This is a genomic window from Sphingomonas sp. PP-CC-3A-396 (assembly GCF_004343105.1).
Taxonomy (GTDB): Bacteria; Pseudomonadota; Alphaproteobacteria; order Sphingomonadales; family Sphingomonadaceae; genus Sphingomonas.
In genome coordinates, this window is the sequence record NZ_SLYF01000002.1 from 186,954 (window position 1) to 201,893 (window position 14,940).

Sequence of the window (14,940 nt, forward strand, 5' to 3'; positions counted from 1 at the left end):
CCCGCCTTCGCGGGGGAACACGCTACCTGCTCAGTTCCGCTACGCGCCGCGCACGTTCAAATGAACGCCCTCAAGCGGCCTTGAACGTCAGCGCATCGCCGTTCATGCAGTAACGCTTCCCCGTCGGCTTCGGCCCATCATCGAACACGTGGCCGAGATGACTGCCGCACCGCCGACAATGGACCTCGGTCCGCGCCATCCCCATCGTCGAATCCACCCGCGTCCGCACGGCGTTCGGCAGTGGCTGCCAGAAGCTCGGCCAGCCGGTACCGCTCTCGAACTTGGTCTTCGACGAATAGTTGGGCAATGCACACCCGGCGCAGGAGAAGATTCCCGCGCGATGCTCCGCGTTGAGCGGGCTCGAATACGGGACTTCGGTACCATCCTTGCGGAGCACGTTATACGCGTCGGGCGACAGCTTCTTGCGCCACTGCGCGTCGGTCAGCGTCACCTCGAACCGCTCGGCGGCCTGCGCGGGCTGCGATGAGCATCCCCAGAGCGCAAAGCCGGCGACGCCTGCTCCGGCGAGCGTGAGGAAAGCGCGGCGGTCCTGGGTCATGTTCGTCTCCATGGTTCGGATATAGGTACGGTCGAACCACCCGATAAGGTTACGCCGAGCCTCAGTATTTACTGATTTCCACCGGCAGCGTGCGATAGCCGTGGACGAAGCACGCCGCGACCCGCGTCGGTTCGGCGAGCACGTTGATCCGCATCCGCCGCGCGGCCATCTCCTCCAGCAGGATCGCAATCTGCATTTCGGCTAACCGTGCGCCGACGCAGCGGTGGATGCCGTGGCCGAACGCCAGATGCCGCCGCGCGTTCGGGCGATCGACGACGATCGAGTCCGCATCGTCGCCGAACATGCTCTCGTCGCGGTTCGCCGAGATGTACCAGAGCGCGAGCTTGTCGCCCGCCTTGATCTGCTGCCCCATCAATTCCGCATCGGCGGTCGCGGTGCGGCGCATATGCGCGAGCGGCGTCTGCCAGCGCAGGATCTCGCTCACCGCGTTGGGGATCAGCCCGGGATCCGCCTCCAGCTTCGTGCGCGACTCGGGGAACTTGTCGAGGCCGTAGGCGAGCGCCGACATCGAATTGCGCGTTGTGTCGTTGCCGCCGACGATCAGCAGGATGAGGTTCCCGATGAACTCGTTGTGATCCATGTGGCTCATCGCGTCCGAATGGATCATCATCGAGATCAGGTCGGGCGTCGGCGCCTTGTCGATCTTCGCGTCCCAGAGGTTTTTGAAATACGAGCCGCATTCGAACATGTGCGCGAGCCGCTGACCGCGCAGCTCCTCGTTCTTGACGATCTCGATATCGCCCGCCCAATCCGACCACAGGGTCAGCTTGCGTCGGTCCGCCCACGGAAAGTCGAACAGGATCGCGAGCATCTGCGTGGTGAGTTCGATCGCGACCGTGTCGACCCAGTCGAACGGCGTGTTCCACGGCAGGCTGTCGAGCATCGCGGCAGTACGCCTGCGGATATCGCTCGACATCCGCGTCATCTCGCTAGGCGTAAAGGCGGGCGCGACGGTGCGGCGCTGACCGGTGTGCACGGGGCGGTCGCGCGCGATGAACATCGGCATGCGGACGTCGCGCTCGGCGACGAAATCGGCGATCGTGATCCCGCCGGCTTCGGAAGAATAGAGATCGGGGAGCGATTCGACCTCGACGATGCCCTTGTAGGTCGAGACGGACCAGTAGGGGCCGTAGTCGGAATGCTCGACGTAATGGACGGGGGACTCGGCGCGGAGCTGGGCGAACGGCGCCTGCCAGAGATCGTCGCGGTAGAGTTCGGCGCGGCTCACGTCGAGCGGATCGACCGTCTGTTGCGCCACGTCTCTTACCAGAGTCGCCATCGTCTCTCTCCCGTGTTTTACCATAGAAAAGGCCTAGCTGACACCCATGTCAATAGGGTCGCTCAGTAGTTAGTCTCATGTTCTCCTGCGAACGCAGGAGCCCAGGACCGCGGGGGATGGCGTTCGTTACACTGGGCTCCTGCGTTCGCAGGAGAACGGCTATGCCGCCGCCTTAACCTTCCGCCGCCAGAACGGCCGCGCGCTGCCCGATTGCAGCACGCCCCTTCGGAACAGCCGAGCCCCGACCGAAATAAAGATCGTCACCCACAAGGCCTGCCACGCGAGCGCCGCCACGTGCGGCCAAAGTTCGGGCGAGTTCGCCGCGCGACCCGCCATCGCGAATGGCGACGACAGCGGGAAAAGCTCGGCGGCGGTGGCGATCCAACTTCCGGGGTGCGAGACCGCCGCCGAGGACAGCCCGAACATCGCGACCTGCAGGATCGTGATCGGCAGCGACAGCATCTGGATTTCACGCATCGTCGACGCTTGCGCACCGACGCCGAGGAACACCGAGCCCAGCAGCAGATACGCCATGCTGAAATACGCGGCGAACAGCAGCGCGAACATCGGCGCGCCGACCGCGGGCGTCAGGTCGCCCAGCGCCACCGCAGCGGCGGCGGGCATCAGAGACGTGATCTGCGTCACGACGGTGCCCCAGAACGCGACGAACAGCACGGCCACGCCGAACATGCCGATCAGCTTGCCGAAGAATACCGACTCGAGCGGCACCGCGGCGGCGAGCACCTCGATCACCTTGTTGTTGCGTTCCTCGGCCATCGTGCCGACGACCTGCCCCGAGAGGAACAGCGTAAGGAAGAAGATCCCGAACACCGCGAAGAAGGCGGATTGGTGCTGGCCGCCGACCGAGGTGGTCGAGCGGGTGATCTGCGTCTTGGTCGCGGCGATCGTCGGCAGCGTGCCGCCGAGCTTCTGCGCCGCCAGAGTCGTCTGCGCGAGCATTCCCAGATAGTCCGCCGACCTCGCGCCGCGCGGCCCGTACAGGATCTGCGGCGCGTTGAGCGGGCCGTAGAGAACTGCGGACGCGTCGATATCCTTCGTCTCGAACGCCGCGCGCGCCTGTGCCGCCGGGTCGGCCGAGGGCGCGACGGTGGTCAGCCCTGGGGGCGCTTCGTCGTCGCGGAACATGCCGCGCAGCCGTGTATCGGCCTCCGCGATTGGCCGCGACGTCGCGGCGGGGACGATCGCGATGATCCGCGTCTTGTCCTGCGCGCCGCCGCTGACGCTCGCCGCCCCCAGCCCGCCGATCGCGCCAAACGATCCCATGATGACCGGTGCGAACAGGAACAACAGGAAGATCGGCGTGAACACCGTGGCGATGAAATCGCGCCGCGCGATCGTGAAGGTCTGCCGCAAGGTCCGACGGAAGCGGGTCATGCGGCGTCCTCCTTCGCGACATCGCCGTGCTGCCCGACGATCCGGACAAACGCCTCGTGCAACCCGGGGCGCTCGATCGACAATCCCGAGATCCCGTATCCCGCGTCGATCAGCCTCACGAGCAAGCTTTCGATCCCTTCATTCGGCAATTCGAACCGCCAGCTATCCCCGTCCGCAACCGCATCCGATGGCAGCACGCCGCGGATCGCCGGATCGGGGCGATGCGGCGTGTAGTGGACGCGTTGCGGCAATATACCCCGTGCGTCCGCGACTGTGCCTTCGAACCGGCGTTTGCCGCCGGCGATGATCGCCAGCCGATCGCACAGTCGCTCGGCATGGCTCATGATATGCGTCGAGAACAGGATCGTCGCGCCGCGGTCGCGTTCGGCGAGGATCAGCTTCTCGAGCCGCTCCTGGTTGACCGGATCGAGGCCCGAAAACGGCTCGTCGAGCACGAGCAAGTCGGGCTGGTGGACCACCGAGCCGAGCAACTGCACCAGTTGCGCCATGCCCTTCGAAAGCTTGCGGATCTTCTCGTCGACCGCATGTCCGAGTCCGGCGGCCTCCATCAGCACCACCGCACGCTCGCGCCCGGTCTTCCAGTCGAGCCCGCGCAACGCCCCCAGGAACGCGATCGCCTCGCGCGCCTTCATCGCCGGATACAGTCCGCGCTCCTCGGGCAGATAGCCCACCTGGTCGCTCGCATCGCGTGGATTGTCGTAACCGAGCAATGTGCGCGATCCCTCGTCGGGCTCGATGATCCCGAGCAGCATGCGCAGCGTCGTCGTCTTGCCCGCGCCGTTGGGCCCGAGCACGCCGTACACCGAGCCGCGCGGCACCATGATGTCCACCCCGTCGACCACGCGCCGATCGCCGAACCGCTTCACGATCCCGCTCGCGGTGACCGCCCATTCATCGTTCACGCGCAATCTTCCTCCCGAGGGTGACGTCGTGGTAGCGGGCGTACGTGGCGCAAGACAAGCTGGAACACCGACTTAAGGCCAAAGCGGCCGAATTGGGTTTTGCCGCCTGCGGAATCGCGCACGCCGACGCGGCGCCGCGCGCGGGCGAACGCCTGCATCAGTGGCTTGCGGACGGCCGCCACGGCGACATGATCTGGATGGAGGAGCGCAAGCACCACCGCGAAAGCCCCGCTGGCCTGTGGCCCGAGGTGCGCAGCGTCATCGCGCTCGGCATGAGCTATGCGCCGAAGGACGATCCGCTGCGGCTCGCGGACGAGGGTGGGGTTGGGCGCATCTCGGTCTATGCGCAGGGGCCGGATTATCACGATGTCGTGAAGCGGCAGTTGAAGGCGCTCGGCCGGTGGCTGGCGGCAGAAGCGGGGCGCGACCTGCCGCCGTTCGACCTGAAAGTGTTCGTCGACACCGCGCCGGTGATGGAGAAGCCGCTCGCCGAAGCCGCTGGCCTCGGCTGGCAGGGCAAGCACACCAACCTCGTCAGCCGCGAGCATGGCAGCTGGCTGTTCCTCGGCGCGATCTACACGACGCTCGACCTGGCGCCGGACCGCGGTGGCGTCGACACCTGCGGCAGTTGCGACGCATGCCAGAGCGCTTGTCCGACCGACGCCTTCCCGAAGCCGTTCCAGCTCGATGCCCGCCGCTGCATCTCCTATTTGACGATCGAGCATGCCGCCCCGATCCCGCACGAGTTCCGCGCCGCAATCGGGAACCGCATCTATGGCTGCGACGACTGCCTGGCGGTGTGCCCCTGGAACAAATTCGCCGCCTCGGCCAACGCGAACCTCGCGTTTCACCCCCGCGCGGAACTGGTCGCGCCGGAACTGGGGGACATCCTCGCGCTGGACGACGCGAGCTTCCGCCAGGTCTTCGCTGGCTCCCCGATCAAACGCATCGGCCGCGACCGGATGGTCCGCAACGCGCTCATCGCAGCGGGCAACAGCGGTGATCTGGAGCTGGTCGAGCCTGTCGTAAAGCTGCTGGCCGACGAAGCCCCGGTGGTGCGCGGTGCCGCAATCTGGGCACTCCGGCGACTGGATGCCGTGCGCTGTCACAGCGAACGCAACTGGTTCTCGACCTCGGAGCACGACCCGGACGTCACCGCGGAATGGGCCGCCAGCGTCGCCGCCGACTATCAAGCCTAGTTTTCGGCACGTCCGGCTTGAGGAGGAGAGCGGACTGGCCGCTTTTGCCAGGGATAAAACGTGGTTGAGCCCAGCCGCCTAACCGACAACAACGGTGTCTTGCTCAATGAAGGCGGCACGCAAGCCGAACATCCATGGGACCCAAAGCGCCGTGTACGCTGGCCATAGATATTCGTACCATGGAAGCGGGTGTACAAGCTGGGCGATCGAACCGAGCATCAGGACGAATCCCGCACCACCAAAAAAGATCGTCGCAAGAGCGCTTCGGAAAGGTCGGTCGCGCCTGTAGGCGGTCAGGCGAACTGGCTGATTGTATCTTCGTAGGCAAAGACCGGCGATGCCAATTACGAACGGTGACGCGATAATCGCGATCAGAGCGCTGCCATACATCGGTACGCCAATACTATCGCCGTCCGGCTGCAACCGGCCCGAGCGGAGTAGCTGAGGCCAGTACACAAAACTTAGAATTGGAAATGCAGCAATTAGAAATGCTGTCAAAATCCATAAAGGGCGAGCAGTTGCGGGCAACGAACGTCTCCTTTTGGAGATGCTACTATGCAGAGTGACTGTCGGAAAGTGGACGATCTCGCCCGCTACCGTCCACCCTCGCGCCGGGTCAGTGCGGCGACGCAGCTGGCGCGGTCGATCGTGCTGCCGTCGGGTTCGCGCGCGTCGAGATAGGTGACGCGGGGGGCGTCGGATCCCTTGGGGTAGAGATACGCGTCGAGCACGCAGATCCCGCTCTGGAACTGGAGTTTCCGCGCGCTGCCTTCGCGGACGTCGGCGTCGGGCTGGCCGAACAGCTTGGTTAGGCCGGCGGCGTCCTGGCCGAGGACGCGTTCGAGCCCGACGCTCGTATAGGGGATGGCCGGACGCCCGACCGCGGGCTTGGCCACCGGTGCGGCGCAACCCGCGAGCCCGCCGCCGAGCGCCAGCGCGATCCCTATCGTCGTCAATCGCGTCATGATCGGGCCTTACGGTAATACTGGGTGTGGAAGTAATGCGTCGCCATCGCGGCACCCAGAACCGGCGCAGCGATGTTGACGATCGGAACCACGAACAGCCCGGTGTTCGCAAGCCCCAGCACGAACCGCCCGCTCTTGGTCGTCGCACGCCAGCCCCGCATCGCCGCTGCGTCCATATGTCGCGCTGCCACCATGTCGCCGAGATCGCGCCCGAGCAGCCAGCCATTGACGACGAAGAACGCGGCCGCGGTGCCGACACCGGTAACGAGCAGCGCGATATAGACCGGCAGCATCAGCAGGTTGACGAGCACGACGCGGGCGGCGGAGCGGAGGCCCATCGCGAGGCTGCGGGCGAGGGGCACGGGGCGGGCGGTTTTCAGCGCCTGGGGATAATGACGCGCTTCGACGGCCTCGACGACCTCGTCCGCAAAGATCCCGACGACCGCGATCGCGACGGCGCGGAACAACAGCCATAATGCGAGGATCGTGACGAACAGCGCGAACGCCGCGGCGAGCCCGTCGGCATGCCAGCCGAGCCACGCGGCCAGTGCGGCCTGCGTGCCCCACCACGTCCCGACGCCGAGCAGTGCGAAGACGAGCAGCGTGACGAGCATCGACTTCACGAACACGCGGAGGACCGGCGGATCGGTGAGTTGGCCGAGCGAGAGGAGGAGGGCGCGGAGCATCGGTTCGGGATGACGCGCGGTGGTGGCGAGGTCAACGAAGCTTTGACGCTGATGGTGGCTACGACGTTCCCCCTGAAGCATTACGTTCCCCCGCGGACGCGGCGGGCCAGCGCAACCACGCACACCGCCCGAGACTCTGGACCCCCGCGTTCGCGAGGGAACAGGTGAGTGGGGGGCGCGCGGTAACCGCCACCGTCCGCCACGGCCTCGGCGTCGAGACCTGTGCTTGCCGCACGCAACCCCGTCATCAACTACCACCCCGGCGGAGGCCGGGGCCCAAATGGAAAGGTCGTCGCAATTGCGCGCTGCCCGCCGTTAGCAACGTTTCCCGATTGGACCCCGGCCTTCGCCGGGGTGGTGGCCTATTCACGTTCGACCACAGCGCCATGCCTATAGCCGCGCCGCGCACACCAGTTGCACCAATCCCAACCGGCATTTACGGCAAGCGTTTTCCCGCACCCCCGGAGTCCCGCCTTGCCCAACCCAACCTACGACGTCGTCGCGATCGGCAATGCCATCGTCGACATCCTCGCCACCGCAGACGACGCGTTCATCGCCGAGATCGGCGTCGCCAAGGGCTCGATGCAGCTCATGTTCTCGTCGGAAGAAGCCGACGCGCTCTACGCCAAGATGGGCCCGGGCATGGAAGTCTCGGGCGGGTCGGCCGCCAATACGGTCGCCGGCATCGCCGCGCTCGGCGGCAAGTGCGGGTTCATCGGCCAGGTTGCCGACGACCAGCTCGGCCAGGTCTTCGCGCATGACGTCCGCAGCATCGGCATCGAGTTCGCCACCCCCGTCCGCGCCGGCGACCCGACCACCGGCCGCTGCCTGATCTTCGTGACGCCGGACGGCCAGCGCACGATGAACACGTTCCTCGGCGCCGGCCAGTTCCTCCCCGCCGCCGCGATCGACACCGCGATGATCGCCGACAGCGCGATCCTGTATCTCGAAGGCTATCTCTGGGACCCCGAGGAGCCGCGCGCCGCGATGCGTGCCGCGATCGATTGCGCACGCGATGCGGGCCGGAAGGTCGCGTTCACGCTCAGCGACGTGTTCTGCATCTCGCGCCACGGCGGCGATTTCCGCCAGTTGCTCAGCGACGGCCTGATCGACATCCTGTTCGCGAACGAGAGCGAACTCGCAGCACTCGCCGAGACCGAAGACTTCGACGCAGCGGTCGCCAAGATCTCCGCGCAAGTCCCGACTTTGGTCGTTACCCGCGGCGAGCACGGAGCCTGCGCGCTCCAGAGCGGCACGCGCGCCGAGGTGAAGGCCGAGCCGATCGCCAAGGTCGTCGACACCACCGGCGCCGGCGACCTGTTCGCGGCCGGCTTCCTCCACGGCCAGGCACAGGGCTACGACCTGCAGGCATCGCTGAAGCTCGGCGCGGTCTGCGCGGCCGAGATCATCAGCCATGTCGGCGCGCGTCCGATGGTCGATATGAAGGCGCTCGCCGCCAAGCATATCGGCTGAACGTGGCCCGCCGCACCGTCATTCCCGCCTCCGCGGGGATGACGCGTTGGCTATGAAGCACAAAAAAAGGGCCGCGGGAGTTTCCTCCCGCGGCCCTTTTTGCGTCCGGTCTCAGTGGCCCGGCGTCAGGTCGATGTCGGTCTCGCCACCATCGGCCATCCCGCGACCCAGATAGCTCTTCCGGTAGCCGTACAGGAAGTAGATCACGAGCCCGACGGCGCCCCAGATCGGCAACACCGCCATCGCCTCGTACGGCAGCGAGAAATACAGTCCGATGCAGCCGACGATCGTCAGCGGTGCGACGATCCAGGCGGCCGGCGTGCGGAACGGACGATGCCGGTTCGGCTCGCGCTTGCGCAGGATCAGCAGCGCGATCGCCACCATCATGAACGCGTACAGCGTGCCCGCATTGGCGATGTCCGCGAGCTGGCCGACCGGCAGGAACGCCGCGGCAAACGCCACGAACACGCCGGTGATTGCGGTTACGATATAGGGCGTCTTCCACTTCGGATGCACGCGGCTCAGCACTTCCGGCAACAGGCCGTCACGGCTCATCACGAAGAAGATTCGGGTCTGGCCGAACATCAGGATCAGGATCACCGACGGCAGCGCGAGCCCCGCCGCATAGCCCATCCAGTTGCCCACATTGGCATAGCCGATCTGGCGCAGCACGTGCGCGAGCGCCTCGTTCGAACACACCAGTGCCTGCGCATTGGCCGGTATCAGGCAGGCACGCGCCAGTTCGGGCGAGCCCGTCGTGAACGGCACGCCGTCCGCCCCGAACAGCGGCTGGCCACCGATCGTCCCGATCGCGCCCGCTGCGACCAGCATGTAGAACACGGTGCAGATGCCGAGCGACGCGATCAGGCCGATCGGCACGTTGCGCTGCGGATCCTTGGTCTCCTCCGCGGCGGTCGAGACCGCGTCGAAGCCGACATAGGCGAAGAAGATCGTCGCCGCCGCGCCGACCACGCCAAGGCCGTTGCTGCCGAGGATGCCGGTCGGGAGGAATGGCTCGAAATTGCCGCCATGCGTCTTGGGCAGCGTCAGCGCGACGAACGCGGTCAGCGCGACCACCTTGATCGTCACCAGCACCGCGTTGACGCGCGCGCTCTCAGTCGTGCCGATCATCAGCAGCCAGGTGACGAGCAGCGAGATGACGACCGCCGGCAGGTTGATGAACCCGCCCGGCACGTACGGCCCGGCGGCCAGCCAGAGGGGCAGGTCTATCCCGAACGTTTCTCGCAGGATCGAGCCCGAGAAATAGCCGGACCACCCGACCGACACGGCGCTCGCGGCGACGGCATATTCGAGGATCAGCGCCCAGCCGACGGTCCAGGCGAGCAGCTCGCCCATCACCGAATAGGTATAGGTGTAGGCGGACCCGGCGACCGGTGCCATCGCCGCGATCTCGGCATAGCAGAGCGCCGCGACTACGCAGACTGCGCCGGCGACGATAAAGCTCAGGATCATGCCCGGCCCGGCCTTCTGCGCGGCGGCGGAGGTCAGCACGAAGATGCCCGTGCCGATCACGCAGCCGATGCCGAGCATGGTAAGCTGGAACGCACCGAGCGATCGGTGGAGCGATTTCTTCTCCGCCGTCGCCAGGATGGCGTCCAGTGATTTTACGCGACCAAAAATCAATTCGGTACCCCCCGGGGATTGCAGGGGCCCGGTCAGAAGGCCCCCTTGCTCAATCCCCAGAGCCTAATGGCAATTTTATTACGTGCAATCCTTTAGTGCGGCAAAGCTGGCCTATCGCGCCAGCATCGGCCCCAGCGGACGCCCGCCAAAGACATGAACGTGCAGATGCGGCACCTCCTGGTGCCCATCCTGGCCGATGTTCGCGAGCAGGCGATAGCCCGGTTCGACCAGCCCCGCCGCGCGCGCCACGGCACCGACCGCGCGGATGAAACCGGCGATCTCGGCATCGGGCGCCCGCGCGGAGAAATCGTCCCAAGACACGTACGCGCCCTTGGGGATCACGAGCAGGTGCGTCGGTGCCTGCGGGTTGATGTCGTGGAACGCGATCGCGAAGTCGTCCTCATAGACGCGCTTCGACGGGATCTCGCCGCGGAGGATCTTCGCGAAGATGTTCTGGTCGTCATAAGGCTGGGTGGCGTCGATCGGCATAAATCCCCCTTCCGCTTGCGGGAGGGGTTAGGGGAGGGGCGTGCCTTCCCGGTCCCGGCGGAGCGCGTAGACCATGCCCTCCCCCGACCCCTCCCGCAAGCGGGAGGGGGGCAGATTACCCCGCCCGGCCGGCCTTTTCGACTAGGCCACCGACTCCCTCGCGCCGTTCCAATTCCGCCCGCACATCGTCCAGGCTCAACCCCGCATCCGCCAGCAGCACCGCCAGATGGAACATTAGGTCCGCCGCTTCCGGCACGATGCTGGCTTCGTCGCCCGAGCACGCTGCGATCACCGTCTCGACGGCTTCCTCGCCGAGCTTTTGCGCGATCTTGGGACGCCCCTTCGCGAACAGGCTCGCAGTATAGGAGGTGTCGGCGGGCGCATCGCGACGGGCGCGGATGGTTGCTTCGAGGCGGTCGAATACGGGGTCCATGGCTCGCGTGCTGACGTAGCCGAGCAGGCGGGTCAATCCCTCTTCGGGTGGGCCTTCGCGGGCGGTTTGGTCTTGGCGAACCGCTTCCGCAGCGCGCGCCGCACCAGCCATACGCCTAGCGCTGCTACCACGAACAGCGCGATGTCTGAGAGTTCGGGCCCGGTACGCGGATGGACGATGCCGCTATGCCCCGACTGCACCGCGAGGAGGGGTAGCGCGATCATCGGATCAGGCCGAGCTGACCAGCGTCCGCACCGGGATCCCCGCCGCCGCCAGCGCGGCATGCGCATCGCCGATCGACGCCTGCCCGAAATGGAAGATCGACGCGGCCAGCACCGCGCTCGCATGCCCGTCGCGGATGCCCGCCACCAGGTCGTCGAGCCCGCCGACCCCGCCGCTCGCCACCACCGGTACGCTGACGCGGTCCGAGATCGCGCGGATTAGCTCGAGATCGTAGCCGCTGCGCGTGCCGTCGCGGTCCATCGACGTGACCAGCAACTCGCCAGCGCCCAGCTCGGCGAGCTTCAAGGCATGCGCGATCGCATCGATCCCGGTCGCGCGGCGGCCGCCATGCGTGAATACTTCCCAACCTTCGCCGGACCTGCGCGCATCGACGCTCGCGACGCAGCACTGGCTGCCGAAGCGCTCGGCGATGTCGGCGACCAGTTCCGGCCGCTCGACCGCCGCCGAATTGACCGCCACCTTGTCGGCACCTGCCAGCAAAAGCGCGCGCGCATCGTCCGCCGTCCGCACGCCGCCGCCGACCGTCAACGGCATGAAGCACACTGCTGCGGTCCGTCGCACCACGTCGAGGATCGTACCCCGGCCTTCATGGGATGCGCCGATATCGAGGAAACACAGCTCGTCCGCCCCGGCCGCATCATAGGCCCGCGCCTGCTCGACCGGATCGCCGGCGTCGCGCAGTTCGACGAAGTTCACGCCCTTCACCACGCGCCCATCGGCAACGTCGAGGCACGGAATGACGCGCGCGCGGACCGTCATGCGCTGTGCCGCAGGTTTTGTTCACACGGAGACGCGGAGACGCGGAGACGCGGCAAAGCCGCTAAGAATGATTCACGCAAAGGCGCAAAGGCGCGAAGAGTGAAAAGAAGAACAGGCCTTCCCTTCTGCTTACTCTTCGCGCCTTTGCGCCTTTGCGTGAACATATTTTTGCCTGCGGCGCCAAGCGATGCTCCGCGCCTTTGCGCGAAACTACTATCTCCGCGTCTCCGCGTCTCCGCATGAACCATCATGCAGCCTTCGCCACACTCAATGCCGCAGCAAGATCGAGCCGACCGTCGTACAACGCCCGCCCGGTGATGACTCCCTCGACCCCGTCGCGCACATGCAGCGCCAGCACGTGGATCTCGGCAATCCCCTTCACCCCGCCGCTGGCGATCACCGGAATGTCCACCGACCGCGCCAAATCGACAGTCGCGTCGACGTTGCACCCCTTCAGCATCCCGTCGCGCCCGACGTCGGTAAACAGCAAAGACGCCACCCCCGCATCCTCGAACCGCCGTGCGAGATCGACCGCGCTCGTGGTCGACACATCCGCCCAGCCCTTGGTCGCGACCATGCCGTCCTTCGCGTCGACCGCGACGACGATGCCGCCGGGGAAATCCTTCGCCACGCCGCGGACGAACTCGGGGTCCTCAAGCGCCGCCGTTCCGATCACGACACGGGATACGCCCAGGTCGAACCAGCCTTCGACGCTAGCCCGCGTCCGGATGCCGCCGCCAAGCTGCACGTGCCCCGGAAACTGCGCGACGATCGACCGCACCGCGTCGCCATTGACCGAAGCCCCCGCGAACGCGCCGTCGAGATCGACCACGTGCAGATGCTCCGCGCCAGCGTTCGCGAACAGCATCGCCTGCGCCGCCGGATCGTCGCCATAGACGGTCGCCCGGTCCATATCGCCCTCGGCGAGACGCACGACCTGACCCGCCTTGAGGTCGATCGCGGGGAAAATGATAAGGCTCGCAGGGGTATTTATGGCCGCCACTCCAGGAATCGTTCGAGCAAGGCCAAGCCGTAGCGCTGGCTCTTCTCAGGGTGAAACTGCACGCCGATCATCGTGTCGCGACCGATCGCCGCGGTGACTGCACCGGCGTGGTCGGTGGTCGCGAGCACGTCGGCGCCCTCGAACGCAAAGCTATGCAGGAAATACGCCTCGCCCGGCTCGATCAGCGGATGCGCCACGGAGGGAACGACATCGTTCCACCCCATATGCGGCACCTTCGCCTCCATCGTCCCCGGCTCCAACCGGCGCACGCGCCCCGAAACCCAGCCGAGCCCGGCATGAGTCCCCATCTCCTCGCCCGCATCGGCCATCAACTGCATGCCGACGCAGATCCCGAGAAACGGCGTACCCTCGTCGCGAACCCGCCGATTCAAGGCCTCGACCATCCCCGGGACCGCGCGCAACGCCGCCGCGCAAGCACCATATGCGCCAACGCCCGGCAGCACGATCCGCTCGGCCTTCGCCACGACGTCCGCATCCGATGTTACAATCAGATCGACACACCCAGCCGTCCGCAACGCGTTCTCGACCGAATGCAGGTTCCCTGCGCCGTAATCGATGAGCGCGAGCGTCATGCTGTATCCCCGCGACCCGGTACAAGAAGTCCGTCACCCCAGCGGAAGCCGGGGTCTCGTCGTAACGGGGATACCCCAGCTTTCGCTGGGGTGACGGGCTTTTGAGCTGACGGAGTCAACGCGCTCACAGCATCCCCTTGGTCGACGGAATCGCGTCGGCCTTGCGCGGATCGATCTCGATCGCGGTCCGCAGCGCACGCGCGACGCCCTTGAACGCCGCCTCGGCGATGTGATGGTTGTTGGTCCCGTACAGCGTCTCGACGTGCAGTGTGATGCCGGCCGCCTGCGCGAAGCTGTGGAAGAAATGCTCGAACATCTCGGTATCCATCCCGCCCAGGCGTTTCTGAGAGAACAGGTCCTTCCACACCAGCCAAGGCCGCCCGGAAATATCCAGCGCAACGCGAGTCAGCGTCTCGTCCATCGGGGAAAGCGCATCGCCGTACCGCGCGATGCCGCGTTTATCGCCGAGCGCCTGCGCGAACGCCTGCCCGATCGCGATGCCGGTGTCCTCCACCGTGTGGTGCTCGTCGATATGCAGGTCGCCCTTGGTCCGCACGCGGATGTCGATCAGCGAGTGGCGCGACAATTGTTCGAGCATGTGATCGAAGAAACCGACCCCGGTCTCGACGTCGTACACGCCGGTCCCATCGAGATTCACGGTGACGTCGATCGCCGTCTCGGCGGTGGAGCGGGTGATCGTGGCGGTGCGCATGCCACCTCCCATAACGTGCGCCACGACGCATGCAATCTTGACCGGCATCCGAATGGCGCTACCCAAGGGATATGACCGATGGACTGCCCGATAGCCTGATTCCGTACGACGAGATCGTACAAGAAGCCCTGCGTGCCGTGGTCGGCCGCGTACTCGGCTCGGTCGCGGAGGCCGGCGGGCTTCCCGGCGAGCATCATTTCTACATCACCTTCAAGACGCAGGCGCCGGGAGTCGACATCCCCAAGCGCCTGATCGAGCGTTTCCCGGACGAGATGACGATCGTCATGCAGAACCGCTACTGGGACCTCATCGTCGACGACGAGCGCTTCTCGATCGGGCTTTCGTTCAATCAGGTCCCGTCGAAGCTGGTCATCCCCTATTCGGCGATCACCGCGTTCCAGGACCCGGCGGTAAGCTTCGAGCTCCGCTTCCAGGCGCAGGAGGGTGCGGAAGACGCACTCGGCGACCACGACGAAGCCGAAAACGACGGCCCGACCGCGGTGCCGATCGAAGACGGCTCGAACGTCGTCGCGGTGGATTTCAAGCGGAAGAAGTGACCCAAAC

18 protein-coding genes are annotated in these 14,940 nt (G+C 66.2%); 3 read left to right on the forward strand and 15 right to left on the reverse strand.

Annotation, left to right across the window (positions count from 1 at the left end; genetic code table 11):
* Positions 1-70: 70 nt before the first annotated feature.
* From msrB to C8J40_RS04520, 4 genes are all read right to left on the reverse strand, one after another.
* Complete coding sequence (gene msrB, locus C8J40_RS04505; protein ID WP_132895987.1) at positions 71-559, reverse strand: peptide-methionine (R)-S-oxide reductase MsrB; 489 nt, start codon at positions 557-559, stop codon at positions 71-73.
* Between the two features lie 61 nt (positions 560-620).
* Positions 621-1,859: a cytochrome P450 gene (locus C8J40_RS04510; RefSeq protein WP_132895988.1), complete on the reverse strand. Its 1,239-nt coding sequence runs from the start codon at positions 1,857-1,859 to the stop codon at positions 621-623.
* Positions 1,860-2,018: 159 nt separating this feature from the next.
* Positions 2,019-3,254, reverse strand: a complete 1,236-nt coding sequence (locus tag C8J40_RS04515) for an ABC transporter permease (RefSeq protein WP_132895989.1) — start codon at positions 3,252-3,254, stop codon at positions 2,019-2,021.
* On the reverse strand, positions 3,251-4,177 hold the full coding sequence (locus tag C8J40_RS04520) for an ATP-binding cassette domain-containing protein (RefSeq protein WP_132895990.1): 927 nt from the start codon (positions 4,175-4,177) through the stop codon (positions 3,251-3,253). Before C8J40_RS04520 ends, C8J40_RS04515 begins: the two co-directional genes overlap by 4 nt.
* A gap of 44 nt (positions 4,178-4,221) precedes the next feature.
* Here C8J40_RS04520 and queG point away from each other — a divergent pair, with 44 nt between their 5' ends.
* Complete coding sequence (gene queG / locus C8J40_RS04525; protein WP_132895991.1) at positions 4,222-5,376, forward strand: tRNA epoxyqueuosine(34) reductase QueG; 1,155 nt, start codon at positions 4,222-4,224, stop codon at positions 5,374-5,376.
* Between the two features lie 78 nt (positions 5,377-5,454).
* On the opposite strand, the gene C8J40_RS04530 is transcribed toward queG, so the two are convergent.
* From C8J40_RS04530 to C8J40_RS04540, 3 genes are all read right to left on the reverse strand, one after another.
* Positions 5,455-5,904: a hypothetical protein gene (locus C8J40_RS04530; protein WP_132895992.1), complete on the reverse strand. Its 450-nt coding sequence runs from the start codon at positions 5,902-5,904 to the stop codon at positions 5,455-5,457.
* A 65-nt stretch (positions 5,905-5,969) separates the two neighbouring features.
* Positions 5,970-6,341, reverse strand: coding sequence for a hypothetical protein (locus C8J40_RS04535; RefSeq protein ID WP_132895993.1), 372 nt, complete (start codon positions 6,339-6,341; stop codon positions 5,970-5,972).
* On the reverse strand, positions 6,338-7,027 hold the full coding sequence (locus tag C8J40_RS04540; RefSeq protein ID WP_132896255.1) for an EI24 domain-containing protein: 690 nt from the start codon (positions 7,025-7,027) through the stop codon (positions 6,338-6,340). The genes C8J40_RS04535 and C8J40_RS04540 overlap by 4 nt, the downstream gene beginning before the upstream one ends.
* A 474-nt stretch (positions 7,028-7,501) precedes the next feature.
* Between C8J40_RS04540 and C8J40_RS04545 the strand changes: the two genes are divergently transcribed.
* A complete protein-coding gene (locus tag C8J40_RS04545) occupies positions 7,502-8,500 on the forward strand; it encodes an adenosine kinase (RefSeq protein WP_132895994.1) in 999 nt (332 codons plus the stop codon).
* 111 nt (positions 8,501-8,611) lie between these two features.
* Here the strand turns inward: C8J40_RS04545 and C8J40_RS04550 are convergent, their stop codons facing one another.
* The 8 genes from C8J40_RS04550 to hisB all read right to left on the reverse strand — a co-directional run bounded on the left by C8J40_RS04550 (position 8,612) and on the right by hisB (position 14,376).
* Complete coding sequence (locus tag C8J40_RS04550; protein ID WP_132895995.1) at positions 8,612-10,144, reverse strand: amino acid permease; 1,533 nt, start codon at positions 10,142-10,144, stop codon at positions 8,612-8,614.
* Positions 10,145-10,255: 111 nt separating this feature from the next.
* Positions 10,256-10,633: an HIT domain-containing protein gene (locus tag C8J40_RS04555; protein ID WP_132895996.1), complete on the reverse strand. Its 378-nt coding sequence runs from the start codon at positions 10,631-10,633 to the stop codon at positions 10,256-10,258.
* A 115-nt stretch (positions 10,634-10,748) separates the two neighbouring features.
* A complete protein-coding gene (locus C8J40_RS04560; protein WP_132895997.1) occupies positions 10,749-11,066 on the reverse strand; it encodes a phosphoribosyl-ATP diphosphatase in 318 nt (105 codons plus the stop codon).
* A gap of 32 nt (positions 11,067-11,098) precedes the next feature.
* Positions 11,099-11,290, reverse strand: coding sequence for a hypothetical protein (locus C8J40_RS04565; protein ID WP_132895998.1), 192 nt, complete (start codon positions 11,288-11,290; stop codon positions 11,099-11,101).
* A gap of 4 nt (positions 11,291-11,294) precedes the next feature.
* Positions 11,295-12,068: an imidazole glycerol phosphate synthase subunit HisF gene (hisF, locus tag C8J40_RS04570; RefSeq protein ID WP_132895999.1), complete on the reverse strand. Its 774-nt coding sequence runs from the start codon at positions 12,066-12,068 to the stop codon at positions 11,295-11,297.
* Positions 12,069-12,315: 247 nt separating this feature from the next.
* Positions 12,316-13,062, reverse strand: coding sequence for a 1-(5-phosphoribosyl)-5-[(5-phosphoribosylamino)methylideneamino]imidazole-4-carboxamide isomerase (hisA, locus tag C8J40_RS04575; protein ID WP_132896256.1), 747 nt, complete (start codon positions 13,060-13,062; stop codon positions 12,316-12,318).
* Complete coding sequence (gene hisH, locus C8J40_RS04580) at positions 13,059-13,664, reverse strand: imidazole glycerol phosphate synthase subunit HisH (RefSeq protein ID WP_132896000.1); 606 nt, start codon at positions 13,662-13,664, stop codon at positions 13,059-13,061. The genes hisA and hisH overlap by 4 nt, the downstream gene beginning before the upstream one ends.
* Positions 13,665-13,788: 124 nt before the next feature.
* Entirely contained in the window at positions 13,789-14,376 is a 588-nt protein-coding gene (hisB, locus tag C8J40_RS04585) for an imidazoleglycerol-phosphate dehydratase HisB (protein WP_132896001.1), read from the reverse strand.
* Between the two features lie 71 nt (positions 14,377-14,447).
* Between hisB and C8J40_RS04590 the strand changes: the two genes are divergently transcribed.
* Positions 14,448-14,933 (forward strand): ClpXP protease specificity-enhancing factor SspB, encoded by a 486-nt coding sequence (locus C8J40_RS04590; RefSeq protein WP_056489744.1) that lies wholly within the window; start codon positions 14,448-14,450, stop codon positions 14,931-14,933.
* Positions 14,934-14,940: the final 7 nt, after the last annotated feature.